18 protein-coding genes and 1 pseudogene are annotated in these 18180 nt (G+C 65.3%); 10 read left to right on the top strand and 9 right to left on the bottom strand.

The genetic code is table 11. From position 1 onward, the window contains the following. Nucleotides 1-52 precede the first annotated feature (52 nt). From U0C82_RS13160 to U0C82_RS13170, 3 genes are all read left to right on the top strand, one after another. Nucleotides 53-955 carry a F0F1 ATP synthase subunit gamma gene (locus U0C82_RS13160; protein WP_322187625.1) on the top strand — a complete coding sequence of 301 codons (903 nt, stop codon included), beginning with the start codon at nucleotides 53-55 and terminating at the stop codon, nucleotides 953-955. A 24-nt stretch (nucleotides 956-979) separates the two neighbouring features. After that, entirely contained in the window at nucleotides 980-2434 is a 1455-nt protein-coding gene (gene atpD / locus U0C82_RS13165; protein ID WP_322187626.1) for a F0F1 ATP synthase subunit beta, read from the top strand. 84 nt (nucleotides 2435-2518) lie between these two features. Continuing rightward, nucleotides 2519-2923, top strand: coding sequence for a F0F1 ATP synthase subunit epsilon (locus U0C82_RS13170; protein ID WP_322187627.1), 405 nt, complete (start codon nucleotides 2519-2521; stop codon nucleotides 2921-2923). Nucleotides 2924-3007: 84 nt separating this feature from the next. On the opposite strand, the gene U0C82_RS13175 is transcribed toward U0C82_RS13170, so the two are convergent. Continuing rightward, complete coding sequence (locus U0C82_RS13175; RefSeq protein ID WP_322187628.1) at nucleotides 3008-3745, bottom strand: transporter substrate-binding domain-containing protein; 738 nt, start codon at nucleotides 3743-3745, stop codon at nucleotides 3008-3010. Between the two features lie 199 nt (nucleotides 3746-3944). Between U0C82_RS13175 and U0C82_RS13180 the strand changes: the two genes are divergently transcribed. After that, nucleotides 3945-4619, top strand: coding sequence for a haloacid dehalogenase type II (locus U0C82_RS13180; RefSeq protein ID WP_322187629.1), 675 nt, complete (start codon nucleotides 3945-3947; stop codon nucleotides 4617-4619). A gap of 38 nt (nucleotides 4620-4657) precedes the next feature. On the opposite strand, the gene U0C82_RS13185 is transcribed toward U0C82_RS13180, so the two are convergent. From U0C82_RS13185 to U0C82_RS13205, 5 genes are all read right to left on the bottom strand, one after another. After that, nucleotides 4658-4891 carry a hypothetical protein gene (locus U0C82_RS13185; protein WP_322187630.1) on the bottom strand — a complete coding sequence of 78 codons (234 nt, stop codon included), beginning with the start codon at nucleotides 4889-4891 and terminating at the stop codon, nucleotides 4658-4660. A gap of 154 nt (nucleotides 4892-5045) precedes the next feature. Further along, nucleotides 5046-5558: an RNA pyrophosphohydrolase gene (locus U0C82_RS13190; protein ID WP_322187631.1), complete on the bottom strand. Its 513-nt coding sequence runs from the start codon at nucleotides 5556-5558 to the stop codon at nucleotides 5046-5048. A gap of 147 nt (nucleotides 5559-5705) precedes the next feature. Continuing rightward, complete coding sequence (locus U0C82_RS13195) at nucleotides 5706-6875, bottom strand: divergent polysaccharide deacetylase family protein (protein WP_322187632.1); 1170 nt, start codon at nucleotides 6873-6875, stop codon at nucleotides 5706-5708. A 128-nt stretch (nucleotides 6876-7003) separates the two neighbouring features. Beyond that, complete coding sequence (locus tag U0C82_RS13200) at nucleotides 7004-8371, bottom strand: S41 family peptidase (RefSeq protein WP_322187633.1); 1368 nt, start codon at nucleotides 8369-8371, stop codon at nucleotides 7004-7006. A 21-nt stretch (nucleotides 8372-8392) separates the two neighbouring features. Further along, the gene (locus U0C82_RS13205) at nucleotides 8393-10150 is read right to left on the bottom strand and encodes a murein hydrolase activator EnvC family protein (RefSeq protein WP_322187634.1); all 1758 of its coding nucleotides are present in this window, start codon (nucleotides 10148-10150) and stop codon (nucleotides 8393-8395) included. A gap of 405 nt (nucleotides 10151-10555) precedes the next feature. Here U0C82_RS13205 and U0C82_RS13210 point away from each other — a divergent pair. Continuing rightward, nucleotides 10556-11023, top strand: a pseudogene (locus tag U0C82_RS13210) (VIT1/CCC1 transporter family protein); the annotation flags it as partial. Between the two features lie 65 nt (nucleotides 11024-11088). Here the strand turns inward: U0C82_RS13210 and rlmH are convergent. Together rlmH and rsfS are read right to left on the bottom strand one after the other, a co-directional pair. Further along, nucleotides 11089-11571: a 23S rRNA (pseudouridine(1915)-N(3))-methyltransferase RlmH gene (gene rlmH / locus U0C82_RS13215; RefSeq protein ID WP_322187635.1), complete on the bottom strand. Its 483-nt coding sequence runs from the start codon at nucleotides 11569-11571 to the stop codon at nucleotides 11089-11091. Between the two features lie 136 nt (nucleotides 11572-11707). Continuing rightward, the gene (gene rsfS / locus U0C82_RS13220) at nucleotides 11708-12118 is read right to left on the bottom strand and encodes a ribosome silencing factor (RefSeq protein WP_322187636.1); all 411 of its coding nucleotides are present in this window, start codon (nucleotides 12116-12118) and stop codon (nucleotides 11708-11710) included. A 375-nt stretch (nucleotides 12119-12493) separates the two neighbouring features. Between rsfS and U0C82_RS13225 the strand changes: the two genes are divergently transcribed. Continuing rightward, nucleotides 12494-13033, top strand: coding sequence for a hypothetical protein (locus tag U0C82_RS13225; protein WP_322187637.1), 540 nt, complete (start codon nucleotides 12494-12496; stop codon nucleotides 13031-13033). 311 nt (nucleotides 13034-13344) lie between these two features. After that, complete coding sequence (locus U0C82_RS13230; RefSeq protein ID WP_322187638.1) at nucleotides 13345-13776, top strand: hypothetical protein; 432 nt, start codon at nucleotides 13345-13347, stop codon at nucleotides 13774-13776. On the opposite strand, the gene U0C82_RS13235 is transcribed toward U0C82_RS13230, so the two are convergent. Further along, nucleotides 13739-14350: a hypothetical protein gene (locus U0C82_RS13235; protein WP_322187639.1), complete on the bottom strand. Its 612-nt coding sequence runs from the start codon at nucleotides 14348-14350 to the stop codon at nucleotides 13739-13741. The two genes, U0C82_RS13230 and U0C82_RS13235, sit on opposite strands and share 38 nt — an antisense overlap. Before the next feature lie 487 nt (nucleotides 14351-14837). Between U0C82_RS13235 and cysG the strand changes: the two genes are divergently transcribed. The 3 genes from cysG (at nucleotide 14838) to U0C82_RS13250 (ending at nucleotide 17852) form a co-directional block, all read left to right on the top strand. Then, nucleotides 14838-16292, top strand: coding sequence for a siroheme synthase CysG (gene cysG / locus U0C82_RS13240; RefSeq protein ID WP_322187834.1), 1455 nt, complete (start codon nucleotides 14838-14840; stop codon nucleotides 16290-16292). Between the two features lie 188 nt (nucleotides 16293-16480). Then, on the top strand, nucleotides 16481-17356 hold the full coding sequence (locus U0C82_RS13245) for an SDR family oxidoreductase (RefSeq protein WP_322187640.1): 876 nt from the start codon (nucleotides 16481-16483) through the stop codon (nucleotides 17354-17356). Between the two features lie 109 nt (nucleotides 17357-17465). Continuing rightward, complete coding sequence (locus U0C82_RS13250; protein ID WP_322187641.1) at nucleotides 17466-17852, top strand: hypothetical protein; 387 nt, start codon at nucleotides 17466-17468, stop codon at nucleotides 17850-17852. Nucleotides 17853-18180 lie beyond the last annotated feature (328 nt).

Consider the following 18180-nt stretch of genomic DNA (forward strand, 5'->3'; position numbering starts at 1 on the left):
CCGGCCCTGATATGCGGCCGGGCCGCGACATCCCGGAGACGCGCGACAAGCAATGGCATCCCTGAAGGATCTTCGAAATCGTATCTCTTCGGTCAAGTCGACCAAGAAGATCACAAAGGCCATGCAGATGGTGGCCGCGTCGAAACTGCGTCGAGCGGAAGAGGCTGCGCACAATGCGCGTCCCTACGCCGAACGCATGGGTTCGGTGCTGTCCAATCTGGCTGGCGTGAACCAGAACGATGCGCCGAGGCTGATGGCCGGCACGGGCAAGGACGACGTCCATCTGCTCGTCGTCTTCACGGCCGACCGCGGCCTGTGCGGCGGTTTCAATTCGTCGATCGTGAAGAAGGCACGCGCGAAGGCGCGTGAACTCGAAGCGTCCGGCAAGACGGTCCGGTACTTCGTCGTCGGAAAGAAGGGCAACGATCTGATGCGCCGGGATCTGGCGGACAAGATCGTCGCGACCGTCAATTTCCGCGAGACGAGCCGCGTCGGATTCGCCGAGGCGGCACAGGTCGGCGACACGGTCATCGACATGTTTCAGGCCGGGGATTTCGACGTCTGTCACCTGTTCTACGCCGAATTCGTCAACGTGATGACCCAGGTCCCGACCGGCCAGCAGGTCATTCCGGCAAAGGTCGGCGATGATGGCGACGAGGCGCAGGCGTCCGGGTCCAAGGCCGCCGGGACCAGGGTCGAAACCACCTACGAATACGAGCCCGATCCCGTCGCCATTCTCGACGAGCTGATCCCGCGCAACATCAAGGTCCAGATCCTGCGGGCGCTTCTCGAGAACGCCGCCTCCGAGCAGGGCGCGCGCATGTCCGCCATGGACAATGCGACGCGCAATGCCGGAGAGATGATCGACGATCTCGAAGTTTCCTACAACCGTCAGCGTCAGGCGCAGATCACCACTGAACTGACGGAAATCATTTCGGGCGCCGAGGCGCTCTAAGACTTATCATGGAAGGAGGCCGCGATGGCTGACACCGACAATCAAGAGCGTGCTACCGGCCGCGTCGCCCAGGTCATCGGTCCTGTCGTCGACGTGGTGTTCGACGGTGCTCTGCCGGCGATCCTGAACGCGCTCGAATGCGACAATAACGGCAACCGCCTCGTGCTGGAAGTTGCCCAGCACACCGGTGAGAACACCGTGCGCACGATCGCGATGGATCTGACCGAAGGTCTCGTCCGCGGCCAGGCGGTGCGCGACACGGGCACGGCGATCCGCGTCCCGGTGGGTCCGGGAACGCTCGGTCGCATCCTCAACGTCATCGGCGAGCCGATCGACGAGCTGGGACCGGTCGCATCGGACGAGACGCGTCCGATCCATGCCCCGGCGCCTCCCTACATCGAGCAGTCGCCCGAGAGCCAGATCCTGGTCACCGGCATCAAGGTCATCGACCTGCTTACCCCTTACGCCCGCGGCGGCAAGATCGGCCTCTTCGGCGGTGCCGGCGTCGGCAAGACGGTTCTCATCCAGGAACTGATCAACAACGTCGCCAAGGCGCACGGTGGTTACTCCGTGTTCGCCGGTGTCGGCGAGCGCACGCGCGAAGGCAACGATCTCTATCACGAGATGATCGAGTCCGGCGTGAACGTCGATCCGCACAAGAACAACGGCTCGTCCGAGGGTTCGAAGGCGGCGCTCGTCTTCGGTCAGATGAACGAGCCTCCGGGAGCGCGTGCCCGCGTCGCGCTGACCGGGCTGACGATCGCCGAGCATTTCCGCGATTCGGGCCAGGACGTCCTGTTCTTCGTCGACAACATCTTCCGGTTCACGCAGGCCGGCTCCGAAGTGTCGGCTCTCCTCGGCCGCATTCCGTCCGCCGTGGGCTATCAGCCGACGCTCGCGACGGACATGGGCCAGATGCAGGAGCGCATCACGACGACGACCAAGGGTTCGATCACCTCGGTGCAGGCGATCTACGTGCCCGCCGACGATCTAACCGATCCCGCGCCGGCGACGACCTTCACCCATCTCGACGCGACGACGGTTCTCAACCGTTCGATCTCCGAGAAGGGCATCTACCCGGCCGTGGATCCGCTGGATTCCACGTCGCGCATGCTCCAGCCGATGATCGTCGGCGAAGAGCACTATCGCGTGGCGCGCGAAGTCCAGGAGATTCTCCAGAAGTACAAGTCGCTTCAGGACATCATCGCGATTCTCGGCATGGACGAGCTCTCCGAAGAGGACAAGATCACGGTGCAGCGCGCCCGCAAGATCGAGCGCTTCTTCTCGCAGCCCTTCTCGGTCGCGGAGATCTTCACCAACACGCCGGGCCAGCTCGTGCCGCTCGAAGATACGGTCCGCTCCTTCCGCGGCCTCGTCGATGGCGAGTACGACCACCTGCCCGAATCGGCCTTCTACATGGTGGGCTCGATCGATCAGGCCATCGAGAAGGCCCAGAAGCAGGCTTCGGAAGCCGCCTGATCAGCACCTTTCGTCCGGGGCCGGTGATGCCGGCTCCGGACGAAGCTCCAGCGGATTGCAAGAACGCAGCGGAAGACACACAGAATGGCTGACAGCTTCAAATTCGAACTCGTTTCGCCCGAACGTCTCATCCTGTCCGAGGATGTCAGCTCGGTCGTCGTTCCGGGCAGCGAAGGCGATTTCACGGTCATGGGCGACCATGCCCCGTTCATGACGACGCTGAAGCCCGGCTTCGTCACGGCAACGCTCGCCGGCGGTTCGCAGAAGAAGCTTTTCGTTCGGGGCGGCTTTGCCGACATCAACGAGAACGGCCTGACGCTTCTGGCCGAACATGCGGCCTCGGCCGATGAGTTGACGTCGGCGTCGCTCGACGAATCGATCGAGCAGGCCCGCAAGCGTCTGGATGCGGCGGATCATGACGATGCGCGCTCGAGCGCCGAGCTCTATCTTTCGCAGCTCGAATATGCGCGGACGCAGATCACGAATTGATCGGCGTTCCAGCGCGCACAGGTTTCACGCCGCCTCCCGCAAGGAGGCGGCGTTTTCGTTTGATCGCGGCCCGTGCCGGACGGTTCAGGCGGGCGGCGCGACGACGAGATCTCGCTGTCCGGCGCGATCGAGCTCCCGGCGCACATAGCCATCTGCCTTCGCGGTCTCCACGAAACGGGTCAGTTCGTCCGCAAGCGCGGCGAACCGCTTCGGCATGACCATCGCCTGGCCGATGGCGGTGATCGTCCCGTCGAGGAGCCGGTAGGCCGGATCGTCGCCGAACGCCCGTTCGAGAGACTGGGTGACGCCAGCGACCGCGTCCGCGTCGCCCCGCCCGTTTCGGAACGCGTCGAAGGACGCGCCGGGCGTTGCTTCGCGTATGAGCGTCATCCGCCCCGGATGGGCCGACAGATGCAGATCGTAGGCGGAGCCCTGTGCGACCATCAGTCTGATGCCGTCGCGGTCGAGATCGCCGACCGACTGCAAGGGAGAGTCCGCGCGAACCAAGGCTTTGGCTTCGATCAGGACATAGGGCGACGAGAACACCACCTGCCCCTCGCGGCCCGGATCGATCGCGCAGAAGCCGACGCGCCAGACATCGTCGCCAGCCGCCGCAACCACCTTGCCGGCACCCTCGAACGGGATCAGTTCGGCCGCGCAGCCGAGCGCTGCACACAGCCGCCTTGCGAGCGCGACGGTGATCCCGCCAAGTTCCCCGGTTGCCGCATCGCGCGCCGCAAGAGCGGCATTGCCGAGATTGATGGCGATCTTCAGCGTGCCGTCTTCGACGAGCGCCTCGCCCATCTTCGTATAGGTCGCCATGTGCCCTCTCCTTCCCGTGTGTGCGCGCGGATGACCGGCGCAGCCGGGATTTGCCCGTCCCGTCCCCGGATCTGGCGCGGATCCGGCGGGTTTCGAGTGGCGAGCGCAAAAACCAGAGCGCGATGCTGGCTTTCGCCCGTCTGGGACCGATGTGGTGGAGATGGCAACGCCGCGACGTCCGAGAGGAGCGAACACCACCATGACGATCGACAAGCCCAAGGCGATCATCTTCGATATGATCGAGACGGTCTTCGCACTCGCGCCGGTTCGCGGTGACCTCATGCGCCTCGGTCTTGCTTCGGGCGATCTGGAAACCTGGTTCGCCTTCGGTTTGCGAGACGCCTTCACGCTCGACGCAACCGGTTCGATCGCGCCCTTTCCGGACATCCTGAAAGGCGCCCTCGCCCAGCTTCTGGCGATCCGCGGCCTGCCATCGCCCGAGATGGAAACGCGCGCCGTCTTCGAGACGATGAAGGCGCTGCCTGCCCACGCGGATGCGCGCGCCGCTCTGGAACTCCTGGCGAAGACCGGAATTCCGCTTTACGCCCTGTCGAACGGCGCGAGGGCGTCGACCGCGAACCTTCTCGACAAGGCCGGCCTCGGCGATTTCTTCGCCCGGATCCTGTCGGTCGAGACGGTCGGGCGTTTCAAGCCGAACCGGACCGTCTACGAGCATGGGATCGCCTCGACGGGCGAGGCAGCCGCTGACGTCATGATGATCGCGACCCATGCGTGGGACACCCATGGCGCGAAGGCCGCCGGTATGAGAGCGGCCTTCGTCGCGCGGGGACAGGCCTATCCGGCTGCGATGCTCCCGCCCGATCTCACCGGCGCGGAACTGACGGACGTCGCACGCCTGATCGCCGATCTCTGATGGTGTGGCGGACGGTTCGCGGTCCCGGCCGAAAAGGCCTATCGCCCAGGCTCGGGAAGATGCGCGCTGTTGCCGCGCCATTCGGTGATCTGGCCCATCGCCCCCTCCGCGCTTCCCATGCGCATGGCAGCGCGTTCCGTCCAGCCGCCTGCCATCCGTCCGACGATCCCGATCGCGATGATCGTGGCGAGCGCCATCGCCAGGGCGGGCAGCGGGCGTGGCATGGACGATGCCCGCAAATCGTGTCGTTCGCTCTGATCGCAGACGGTCATCGCCGTGCTCCGTTCATCTTGGGTGATGATGACGGAGCCCAACATAATCACATCTTATGGCAACTCAAATGAATGTTGTGGATGCAGTACATCATAATTGGTGATGCCTGACCATTCGGGGCGTTCTGCGAACCCGATAAGCGAGCTGCGCGGATCAGGGCTTCAGATGGGCGAAGGCGGCAACGACCCGTTCATAGACGCCGCGCTTGAATGGGACGATGAGGTCGACGAGTTCGTCCATCGGCTTCCAGGCCCATTCGTCGAACTCGGCCTTCTCGCTGCCCGGCGGCGGATCGATCTGGACTTCGGTCTCGTCCCCCTCGAAGCGGAACGCGAACCAGCGCTGCGTCTGGCCGCGAAACCGCCCCTTGAGCGCGAGACCGACGAGGTGTGAGGGCAATTCGTAGTCGATCCAGTCGGGCGCCTCCGCCAGGAGCGATACGGTCTTCATGCCCGTCTCCTCCCAAAGCTCGCGGCGCGCGGCATCAAGCGGCGCTTCACCGGCGTCGATGCCCCCCTGCGGCATCTGCCAGAGCTTGGTCGCGCCCGACATTTCGCCGTTCTCCTCCACCTTGCGGCGACCGGCCCAGACGAGCCCGTCTCGATTGAGAACCATGATCCCGACGCAGGGGCGCATGGGAAGCGTGTGATTGTCTGTGGGTGTCATCGGGCTCGTCTCGTCAAGGGCACAATCGGCGTTTGTCCATGCCGGCGGATGGCGGGGCATGATCGTTTGGAGACATCGCGCGGACGGCTTGCCGGAGCAAGGGCTGCGCCGTCGCCGCCGGTATTGAGCAGCGCCTCGGTCGAACGTCTAGCGCTGTTCGGGATCGGTCACGACCGCGGACACGGGAACGAGGGTGATGCCGCGCTGCTCGGCCTGGCGCACCCAGCCGCCGATGACCTTCGTCGTCGTCTCGAATGCGGAGGCGACACCGATCGCACTCCCCTTCGAGCGCGCGATCTGCTCGAGCTGGTCGAGGCGCCGGCCGATCTCGCCGGCATCCTGCACATCGTCGAGGACGAGGTCTGCAGCGCCGAGAGGCGTCCCCGTCATCTGCGCAAGGCTCGGCGCGACCGAACGCATGGACGAGCCGTCGTCGAGATACATCAGGCCACGCTGGGTAAGCTCGCTCATCAGGGGCTGCATGGCGGCCGCATCGGCGGTGATCTTGCCGCCGAGATAGTTCATGACGCCAATATAGTTCGTCATCTGGCCGAGCGTGGCATGAAGGCTCGAATGATCCTGCGCCATCATCTGGTCGACCGTCACCGTGTTCTCGCCCGGATCGACGTTCGGATAGCCCACCGGTTCCATCGGCGCCTGCAGCAGCAGTTCGTGGCCGCTTCGGCGCGCCTCCTGCATCCAGCGGTCGAGGCTGTTTCCGTTCGCGGCGAATGCGAGCGTGATTTCGGAGGGCAGTGTCTGAATCGCACTCTGCGTCCCGGACTGGCTGATGCCGAGGCCGCCGACGACGATCGCCACGCGCGGCCCCATGCGCGTCGGTCCCGCCGCCCTGTAGACGTCGAACGGGCGACGTCCGTCGGCCGAGCGGACGGGAAGCGGGCCGAAGTCGGATTGTTCGATCAGTCCCGACTCGGGCATATGCGCGACGAGGCTCGCCTGCCGCACGTCGTCGATCTCCATGACCGTCACGCTGGCAGGCCGGTAGGGTGCGTCGCTCGCCGCCTGGCGTGCGCGGTCGGCGAGCGCGGCGTCGATATCGATCTTCTTGGCGGCGCCGCCGAGGGTGGTGATGCCGTTGGTCGCCACGGGATCGAGGTCGCCGCGCCCTGCCGTTTCGAGATCGGCGATCGGCTCGACCCCCGGTCGGTGGGCCCGGTCGAACCATGCCGGATAGAGCGACAGCACGACGAGCACCGTCGCGGCGACCGCGACGGCCGCGTCGCCCCGCGTCGGCTTCAGCGTGCGACGGGTCGAACGGTCTCGTGGTTTCAGCGGTTGGGAGAACGTGGAGTCCATGGGCCGCGAATCTAGCCGCACAGACTGGCGCGAGGCTCGCCGTTCTTGCGGACAATCACCTGCGCATACGAAAACCGGCCCGGGAGCGATCCCGAGCCGGCTGACGTCACGACGATCCGTCGGCAGGCCTAGTTGGCCGCCGAGCTCGCATCCGCCTTGGTATCGGCTTTCGCCTGTTCCTTCGGCGGGAAGGACGCGTTGGTCTGGACGCCGTTGAGAAGATCCAGCGCATATTTCAGCTGGAGGTCGTCCTTGCGCTCCGGCGGAACATAGCTGGACGAACCCGAACCTTCGTCGGTTTCCTCATTGCCGGTGATATGCCCGCGCAGCGAAGACTCGCCGCGGCTGACGTCTTCCTCGGGATCGAGGCCCATCTGCACCTTGATCTCGTCCGGCAGCGGCTGTTCGACCGTGATGTCCGGATCGATTCCGCGGCCCTGGATCGAGCGGCCGGACGGCGTGTAGTAGAGCGCCGTGGTCAAGCGCATCGCGCCGGCGGACCCGAGCGGAATGATGGTCTGGACAGAGCCCTTGCCGAAGGAGCGCGAGCCGACGACCGTCGCCCGGCGCTGGTCCTGAAGCGCACCGGCGACGATCTCGGATGCGGAGGCGGAGCCGCCATTGAGGAGCACGACGAGCGGCTTGCCGTTGATCTCGTCGCCCGAGCGGGCATTGTAGCGCCGTGTCTCGTCGGCGTTGCGACCGCGGGTCGAGACGATCTCGCCCTTCTGTAGGAAGGCATCGGACACCGACACGGCCTCGTCGAGAAGGCCGCCCGGATTGGAGCGCAGATCCAGGACGTAGCCCTTGAGGTCTTCGCCGACCTGCTTGTCGATCGCCGTCACGGCTTCCTCGAGACCGACGGTCGTCTGCTCGTTGAAGCTGTTGATCTTGATATAGCCGACATTGTCGATCGCTTCGAACTTGACGGACTTGACCGTGATGAGATCGCGCGTGAGCGTCATGCGGATCGGCTTTTCCGCGCCTTCGCGCACGATCGTCAGCTTGACGTCGCTGCCGATCTCGCCCTTCATCTTCTCGACCGCCTCCGACAGGGTGAGGCCGCGGACCTGGTCGCCATCGATCTCGACGATGAGGTCGCCCGACAGGATTCCGGCTTCCTCGGCCGGCGATTCGGCGAACGGCGAACCCTCGACCAGAACGACCTCGTCCTTCATGGTGACCTGGATGCCGAGCCCGCCGAACTGGCCGCGGGTCTGGGAGCGCATGTCCTGCGCTTCTTTGGCGTTCATGTAGCTGGAATGGGGATCGAGCGATGTGAGCATGCCGTTGATCGCGGTCTCGACCAGTGCCTGGTCGTCCGGCTCCTCGACATACTGGGCGCGAACGCGCTCGAAGACATCGCCGAAGATCGCAAGCTGCCGATAGGTGTCGGAGCCTGCGGCGTTGGCCACGCCGGCATTCTGGCTGACGACGGTCACGGCCGCCGCCCCCATCAATGCTCCAGCAAAGAGTATCGAAAGCTTACGAATCATTCCCCGTCCTTCCCAAGAGCCTCAATCCGCCCACCAGGCGGATGGATCGACCGGTCTTCCATTGTTGCGGAACTCGACGTAGAGGGCGTGGCCCCCCGTGTCGAAATCCGCGCTGCTGGCGCTGGCTACGCGCCTTGAACCCATCGCGGCGATCGGCTCTCCCGCAGAGACGAACTGACCGGTTTCGACATCGATCCTGTCCATGCCTGCAAGTACGATATGATAGTCGTCACCGGCATCGAGGATCAAGACCTCACCATAGGACCGAAAAGGTCCGGAATACAAGACTTTCGCGTCGGCCGGCGCCGTCACCACATCACCGGATCGCGAGGCGTAGGACGCACCGGTCGCGTGTCTGCCGATATCGTCGCGCTCGCCGAACGCAACGAGACGTCGACCTGCCACGGGTGGATTCAGACGCCCCTTCAATGTCGAAAATGGGGCGGAAGGCTCCAGAAAGCGGACGCTGCGGCGAAGCGCCTCGATATCGTAGGATGGCGCGGCTGCCCGTTCGGGCGGCGTCGGCGCCTTCGGCGCGAGCGCTGCGACGGCGATCCCGGCTTCGCTCTCGTCCGCGCCGGCCGGCGCCTGCGTCACCTGTGCCTCCTTCGAAGCGGCGTCCGTTGTACCGGCGCTGCCGTCTTTTACGGCTGCGATCCGCGCAGCCTCCGCGTCGGCCTCCGCTTCGGCCTGTGCCAGGGCCGCCGCCGCGATCGCGGCATCCTGCTCGGCTTTCGCAGCCTCCGCGGCCGCAAGGGCCGCGGCCCGCTCCTCTTCGGCGCGTTCGTCCTGTGCAAGGCGCGCGGCCTTCTCGGCTTCCTTTGCGGCCTGCGCCGCCGCGATCTCACGTTCGCGTGCGCGGCGGGCCGCCTCGGCCCGCGCCTTCTCGGCGGCGGCCAATGCCGCCTGCTCGAGACGGCGCGCGGTCTTCACGTCGGCGTCGAGCGCGGAAATCAGTCCCTTCAGATCGTCGGCCTCTGCGGCCAGTTCGTCGGCGCGGCGCTTGGCGGCGCTTCTCAACGCCAGATTCTGACCTTCAAGCTGCGCCTTCCTGGCCGAAAGGCGCTTCAGCCTTTCCTCCTCGGCACGATGGGCGGACAATTCCTCGCCGAAGCTTTGCATCTGCGTTGAGATCTCGGCCTGAACGGTCCGGATCCGGCCGAGATCGGCCAGAAGCAGTCTTGTCTCGTCCCGAAGGTTGGGCACCACCGCACCCAGAAGGATCGCACTGCGCACCGATCCGAGCGCATCCTCCGGCTTGACGAGAAGCGCGGGCGGCGGCTTGCGGCCCATGCGCTGAAGGGCAGCCAGCACTTCGGCAAGGACCCCCCGTCGCTCGTTCAGCGAGGCTTTCAGCGCGCCTTCCTGCGAAGACAAGGCTCCGATCCTGTCCTCGAGGTCCGCGAGCCTCGCGCTGGCCTCCCTCTGGCGCCCGGCCGCCTCGATCATCGCCTTGCGGATCGCGTCGCGGTCGTTCTGCAGGATCTCGATCTCGGATTCGAGCGCGGCAAGCGTCTCACGCGTCAGGGTCGCGTCCGCCGAAACGGTCTGGAGCTGCTTTTCCGTCTGAAGACGCTGACGTTCGAGAATGACGGATCGGGCCGGTTCGAGAGCGGCGGTTTCGACGCTCGTGTCGACCGCCAGGGCCCCCGGGATCCGGGGTGCCTCTTCCAGCGCGAACGCCGAGATCGACGGTGACGAGATGAGGGCGAACCCAAGCAGCGCCCCGATGATCGATCGGGAGCGGATCGGTCCGCAATATGGCCGCCGCCCAGTCACGCCTTGCCCTGTCCCTTCTTAGCCCTGCTCGAGGAGCGCAACGCCGTCCGCTTTCATGAAGGGGGGTCTGCGCCGTCGCACGCGATTGGATCGCGAAAGTCTTAACATCCCATCAACCATAAGCGGGCAACGGGAAACATCGGGATCGCACGTGAAAAGCGCGCAGCGTTGCCGCGGGGGCACGCCGAGGCCGGCATGGATCGGGATCCCGCCGGGATGCGGCGTGAGAGCGACGCTCGGTCCGGCGCATCGACAAGGCGCCCGGGCGAGGACAGCGACTTGCGCACAGCTGCCCGACCCTCTACTTTAGAATAGTTCCAAAGAAGAGGCACGATGGCCATGACCGACGCCTGCCGCACATGTCCGCATGCCGATGCCCGTCCGGGAACGGCTGCACCGCAGGACGAAGAGCGCCAGTTCATTCTGACCTATGTGCAGCCGGGTCTTGCCGGACTGATGGACGGCTCCGTCTCCACGCTCGCCCCGATCTTCGCGACGGCCTTCGCCACCCACGATCCGTGGACGACCTTTCTCGTCGGCCTCGCAGCTTCGCTCGGCGCCGGTATTTCCATGGGGTTCACCGAGGTCGCATCGGACGATGGCGTCCTGTCCGGCCGCGGCTCGCCGAAGGTTCGCGGGCTGGTGACCGGCGTGATGACGACCCTGGGCGGGCTCGGGCATACCCTGCCCTATCTCATTCCGGATTTCACGATCGCGACGACGATCGCGATCCTTCTGGTGTTCGTCGAACTCTGGGCGATCGCCTATGTCCAGAACCGCTTCATGAAGACGCGCTGGACGCGGGCGATCTTCCAGGTGGTGCTGGGCGGTGGATTGGTGTTTCTGGCGGGCATGCTGATCGGGCAGGCCTGACGCGGCGGGACCCCGGCCTCACGGCGCCCACCGGCCGCACGCGCCCGCCTCGATCCGGCGCTTCTTCAGGACCGATGGTAGGGATGGCCGGAAAGGATCGTCACCGCGCGGTAGAGCTGCTCGGCAATCAGGATGCGGGCGATCTGGTGAGGAAATGTCAGGCGCCCGAGCGAGAGCGTCAGGTCGGCGGCCTGTCGAAGATCCCGCTCGTGCCCGTCGGGCCCGCCGATCACCAGGGTGCAATCGCGGATGCCGGCATCCCGCCAGCCTTTCAGCGCATCGGCGAATTCTTCGGACGACAGGGTCTTTCCGCGTTCGTCGAGGACGATCGAGATGGTTCCGTCTTCGAGGACGGCCCTCAGCCGCGCGGCTTCGTCGCGCTTTCGCGCCTCGCTCGAGGCCTCTCGCGATTCGGGAAACTCGCTCAAGCTTCGCCATTCGAGACCGATCTGCGGCCCCGCCTTTTTCATCCGGTCGACGTAACGCTCGAAGAGATCCTGTTCGGGACCGCGTTTCATCTTTCCGATCGCGGCAATCGCAATGCGCACGGCGTCAGGCTTTCGTAAGGCACGTGTCGGCATAGGCAGGCGTGGGCGAACCGCCCCTGCCGAGGTGCGCCGGCAGCCGGCACGACCGGACCCGGAGCCTTTCGGGCGAACCGTTCGCGAACGGCTCCGCCAGATCTCAGTGGACGGTTGCCGCGGAGAGTTCCCCGCCCACCGACCACATCTTTTCGAGATTGTAGAATTCGCGAACCTCGGGCCGGAAGATATGGATGATCATATCGCCGGTATCGACGAGCACCCAATCGCCGTTCTGAAGGCCTTCGACCTTGGGCGCAAGGACGCCCGCCGTCTTCAGGTCCTTCAGGAGGTGATCGGCAACCGCCGCGACATGGCGATGCGAGCGCCCGGACACGATCACCATGTGATCGGCGAGCGCGGATTTGCCCCGCATGTCGATGGAAACGATGTTTTCCGCCTTGGAGTCGTCGAGACTCTGCAGCGCGTGATCAAGAACAGTCTTGCCGTCCGAAGCTTCGGCGGCAGACGTTTCGGAAGCAGCCGGATGTGATCCGCTCTTCGCTTCAGCCATTGGTCTCAGTGTCGTTTTCCCTTTCTCCGGACCTCGCAGAGCCTGCCGTTCGGGGGCTTTGCGCATGCCTTAAAATGGCAGCGTTTCACGTCGGTTTCAAGGCGCTCCACGGCCTTGGTGAGGAACGGCGGTCAACCCGGTTGATCGCGCGCTCCGCGCGTTCGCAGCACCGGCATCGCCGCCGCAAGCGGCGTCCCGGAAGATCGAAACGCCCAAGCGGCCGGAACGAAGCCTCTTAGGGGCCGATCCGGACCTCGCGGTTCATTTTGAATCGATCGAGACCGCCCCTAGCCTTTCGGCTCTGCTGTCCCGATGCCATGTGAGGTCACCCTTAAGAACCGCCAAACCAGTTGATTGACCGAGGGGAATCGCCTCATGACTCTCCGTCATATCCGTAACGGCATGCATGGAGATGCGGCTTCGAGCTGTCGTCGACCTGACCCAAAATGCGACGATGGCCCATCGGGAGACGCGACCTGTCTTGAACTAGAACAGTTTTTAAAATGTGGTCTAAATTTGTTCTGCTCCCTTGCAAAAGTGGTTGCTTTTTCCGTGACGGCCTTTCATTCTTTTCAAGCGTTGATATTGAAAAACGAAGGAGTTGTTTCGATGCGTAAAGTTTTACTGGGAATGTCTGCAGCTGTCGCAGCAGTTTCTTTTTCGTCGGTGGCCGAAGCCAAGACGTATAAGAAGCATATCGATGAACGTAGCAGCACTTGCTATGTCGTCGAGTACATTCCCTCGACCTATCAGTACAATACGCGGGGCAAGCTGGTTTCGACGCCCAGCACGACCTGGAGCGGTGATATTGCCGACGGCGCCGTGGTCAAGCACACGCGCAATCCCGCCGTCTACTTGACGACGCGCCACCGCGTCGAGCAGGACCACTACACCATGGTCAAGACGGGCTGCTGATCACGCCGGGCGATACATCGAGGGGGAACCACCGTGTTCCCCCTTTCCTGCCTGCAGGGTCGGCGCCATGGAGAGCATCGGATCGCCATCGGCCCCATTGCGTGCGGCACGCGCGCTGATCCTCGCGCCTTCGGCCTTGTCCGCATCGTCCGTCCCGAACGGCCCTCGCACCGGCCATCCCGACGCGGACCTCGCGGTGCCGGATCGACGATGTTTCCGGGCCTTTCGAAAGTCAGGTCTCGATCATCGCGGGGCCTTCGCCGTCATGCCGCCGAAGGGGCGTCTATCGAACGACTGAAAAGGAGCAGACCATGCTCGCGACGCTCGTCTTTCTCGCATCGTCGACGGCCATTCCGTTCGGATCACCACCGGCCGAGGCATCGGATCCGCCAGCCGCCGGGTCGCACGCGCGCCTCGAACTGGCGTTTGAATTCGCCGAGCGGCCCGAAGGCTATGTGCTGAACGCAATCGTCCTCGACGAACGGACCGGGACCCGGTCCAAGACGGCCGTCGGATCCTGCCGGACCATCGACATCGACTCGTTCACGGATACCGACTTCGGAACACCCGTCATCTGCGACGGCGTCACCTACACGTTCGATATCGCCGACGGGACCATCGTAGCCGGCCCGATCGAGGGGGGACAGGCAGTCGCCGTCAAGCATCTCCTGCCGGGACGGGTCTTCGTCAACGGGGTGCCGCTTCTCATAGAAGCAGATCGATCGAAATCGGATAGGCCTTGAAACCAAGGGTCGGCGGCCGTTCATACTCCACCTGATCGTCGATCCGGTGCGCCGGCTTCAGGCGGCTTGCGCCCCCGGGAACCAGGATGCGCTGCTCGGCCTGATGACGGACCGAGGGAACGGGTTCGGCCTCGGCCCCGCTTTCGACAATCGTGCCGCTTGCGCCCCCTTCAGCCTCGCCAGCCATGGCATTCGGCACCGTGGCGCCATCCGGCGCGCCCGTCGGATTGTCCCGGTAGGCGCTGGCAAAGCGGGATGCATCGAAGCCCTGCCCGTCCAGAACCGGCGCGGCGGCTGCCTGGCTCGGGACGGCTTCAAGATTCGGCTCGCCGAGAAAGCCTTCATATTGCAGCGCTCCCAGAACATAGGGCGGAACGTAGAAGGCCGAGTTGGTCGGCGTGATGGGCCGCACCACGAGACGTGGACCGGTTTCGCAAGCCTCCGCCGTTGGCGCTCCATCCGAACTCAAGGTCACGTAGCAATGGGTCTTCGGTGCCATGCACCCCGACACTGCGATCGCAACGAACGCCGCACAGAAACCCGAGCGAAAGACGTGAAAGCGACGGTTGTGCATAGGCATCTCCTTGATGCCCTTGTCCCGCGATTATGGTTAACGCTCGGTAAACCGCGCGCGCACCCGTTAAGCTCCGATAAAGATTCGCCGATCGCCGCGTCTCCGCCGCACCGCCCGCGCCAGCGTTCGACGATGCCTGACGGCGGCTCATCGAAACGGTCGCGTCCCCCGTGGACACGCGCAGTCAGGCGACGCGCGCTGCAATGCGCGTTTCGCCGGCACGATCCTTCGTGGCGCATTCTGCTTCATTCGAGGCTGCACGGCGAAAATTTCGCCTCGCGCGCTCCCTGTTCGAGGCGTAATGAAGGGTGAACGAAGTTTGATCGGCGAGGATCGTCACATCATGCCGGACGAAACGACACAGACACCGGGACCGTCACTGAGCCCGATCGGCCCGAGGCTCGTCGCGGTCCGCGATGCGTCCGGCGCGCGCGTGCCCTCAGGGCGCGACGAGGATGCGGCGAGCGGGACCACCCGCCCCGATCGGATGGGACCGCTCGCCGTCCTGCCCGTCTTCTACGACCTCAAGGGCAAGCGCGTGGTGATGGCCGGTGGCGGCGCGGGCGCGGCCTGGAAGGCGGAACTTCTCGCAGCCTCCGGCGCGCGGGTCGATCTGTACACGCCGCTGGGCGAGATCGGTGAGGAAATGGCCGATCTCATCGCGTCGAAATCGGGCGAAGCAGGCGTTCGCCACCATGACCGTCCGTGGGCGACCGACATCTTCGTGGGGGCGGCTCTCGCCGTCGGCGATGTCGAAACGGAGGCCGAAGCCTACGCGTTTCGCTGCGCGGCGAAGGCGGCCGGCATTCCGGTCAACCTCGTCGACAAGCCGGCTTTTTGCGACTTCACCTTCGGCTCGATCGTCAATCGCTCGCCGCTGGTCGTCGGCATCTCGACGAGCGGGGCGGCGCCCATTCTGGGGCAGGCGGCGCGCCGGCGTATCGAAACGCTGCTCCCGCCGAGCCTCCAGGGCTGGGCCCAGATGGCCGCACGGGTGCGCGAGCGGGTGCTGACCGGCCTGAAACCCGGCCCGGAACGCCGGGCGTTCTGGGAACGCTTCTCCGATTTCGCCTTCAAGGCAAGGCCGCCCGAGGATGATCGCGATCTCGACGCCGCCCTCGACGCGATCGCGCGCAATCCGGTGAAGACCGGCCGCGTGACCCTGGTCGGCGCGGGCCCCGGAGAAGCCGAACTCCTGACCCTGAAAGCCGTGCGCGCGCTCCAGGGGGCCGACGTGATCCTGTTCGACGATCTCGTCTCGCCCGACATTCTGGAGCTTGCCCGGCGCGAGGCGAGGCGCATGCTTGTGGGAAAACGCGCCGCGCGCGAAAGCTGCCGCCAGGAGGACATCAACCGCATGATGGTGGAGTTCGCCGAGGCGGGCAAGACCGTGGTGCGCCTCAAATCCGGCGACGTCTCGATCTTCGGACGCGCCGGGGAGGAACTGGCGGAGTTGAAGCGGCGCAATATCCCGTTCGAGATCGTGCCCGGCATCACCGCGGCGTCCGCGCTGGCCGCGACGTTCGGCATCTCGCTCACCCACCGCGACCATGCGCAGCAATTGCGGTTCGTCACCGGCCATTCGAAGAAGGGTGGTCTTCCGGACGATATCGCCTGGCGGGAGCTTGCGGGCCCCCGCGCCACGACGATCTTCTACATGGGCGGCCGGATGGCCGGAAAGATCGCCGAAACGCTGATCGCCGAAGGCATGCCGGCTGCCACGCCCGTCGCCGTCTGCGCCAATATCAGCCGCGACGACGAAACCCGCGCGACCGGACATCTTGCAGATCTCGGCGCGATCGTCGGGCGGATCGGCGTCGATCGCCCCATCCTGATCGGGGTCGGCAACGTGTTTTCGGAAGTTTCGGCGCAATCGGCCCTCGACGATCCGCTGGACCAATCCGGCGCCCATGCCCGGGCCGTGGACGCCGCCGTTCGCTGATCCGCCCTCCCGCGGTCCGGCCTCTCGAACCGATCGAGGCGCGAGCGCGCCGTCCGGCCGGCGGGCGCCGGGCCGCGGTCTCGAAGCGCGGCGGAGACCGATCGACGGATGTTCGGGACGACGAAACGCTTGCCAGACGCGCGCCGCCGGTCCACCTTGACCAAAACGTCAATGGGGACATACGAGGCATGGCTGCAGCATCTCTTGAGAGCAAGACCCTCTTCATGTCGGGCGGCTCGCGCGGCATCGGTCTCGCCATCGCATTGCGTGCGGCGAAGGACGGCGCCAACATCGTCATCGCGGCCAAGACCGACAAGCCGCATCCGAAGCTTCCCGGCACCATCCACACGGCGGTGGAGGAGATCGAGGCCGCGGGCGGGCAAGGGCTCGCGACCGTCTGCGACATCCGCGAGGACGATCAGGTGAAGGCGGCCGTGGCAAAGGCGGTCGAACGGTTCGGCGGCATCGACATCTGCATCAACAACGCCTCGGCGATCCAGTTGACAGGCACGCTCGAGACGCCGATGCGCCGCTACGACCTGATGAACGAGGTCAATGCCCGCGGTACGTTCCTCGTCTCGCAGACCTGCCTGCCGCATCTTCTGAAGGCGGACAACCCGCACATTCTCAATCTCGCGCCGCCGCTCGACATGAAGCCGAAATGGTTTGCCGGGCACACCGCCTACACGATGGCGAAGTTCGGCATGTCCATGTGCACGCTCGGCATGGCGGCCGAATTCCGGGACCGGAACGTCGGCGTCAACTCCCTCTGGCCGCTGACGGCAATCGACACGGCCGCCGTCCGCTTCGCCCTCGGCGGCGACGCGATGGCGAAAATGAGCCGGAGCCCCGCCATCATCGCGGACGCGGCCCATGTCATCCTGACGCGGCCTGCGTCGCAGACGAGCGGCAACTTCTTCATCGACGAGCTCCTCCTGCGCGAGGAAGGCGTGACCGATTTCTCGATCTACGGCCCGGAGGGCGGCGGCGATCCGGTCGCCGACTTCTTCGTTCCCGACGAGGTCTTCGCGCAGGTTCCGACCAAGGTTCGCCATATGTTGTGAAGGAGCGTCCCCTTCCGGCAATTTCGGATGTCGCACGCTTGACGATCGGGCGGGCGTGTCGTCAATCAATGACGAACGAAACCCGACCAATGCCCGAGGGAACCCCGCCGTGAGACGTTTTGCTTCGCCCCTCCCCCTTGCCCTTGCGGTCGCCCTCGGCCTTTCGGGGTGCGCGACGTCCGGAGAGGATGCAGGCGACGCGCAAAGCCTTTCGGAGCGCTGGAAAGGCAAGCCGGCGGAGACGTTCTTCGCGCGGCATGGCAGTGCGTTCGCCGAATATGGCGAGCGCGGCGGCGGCGTGCGCTACACCTGGCGCAAGCGCTACACGATGTCGTCCGCGAACGGAGCCGCCGCCGAGGTCCGGGTCTGCGAGATCGATCTCCTCGCCGATGCCGCCGACCGGATCCAGTCGATCGTTGCGACACGCAATTCCAAGATACGCGACGACGAGACGCCGTCCTGCGAGGGCGCCCTCGACCTTGCAGGCGCCGGCTGAGGCCCGCCCATCGCCGTCCGAAACCGGCGCATCGTAACGAACGATCTCGCCAGCCTTGATCGCGCCGTGCGCGCAATCCGGTGCTGAAGGTCGATTCGGCCTGAGGCCGGGTTCTGACGGGATTCCGATACAGGTTTTTCCGGCGCGATCGCACGCTCGGCTGGGGTTTCGTTCGCGAAGCCGGCGCAGGCATCGGCAATCACGGACCGGGCGAAACGGGCCGCCCCTCTCGATCGTGTCCCTGCCGATGGCGGCCGCGACGAGAAGAGCGTTCGAGCCGTCCGGCCCCGATGCCGTCGCCGATTGTCGGAATATGCCCGCTGCCCGC

It is taken from the genome of Fulvimarina uroteuthidis, from assembly GCF_034321785.1.
Taxonomy (GTDB): Bacteria; Pseudomonadota; Alphaproteobacteria; order Rhizobiales; family Rhizobiaceae; genus Fulvimarina; species Fulvimarina uroteuthidis.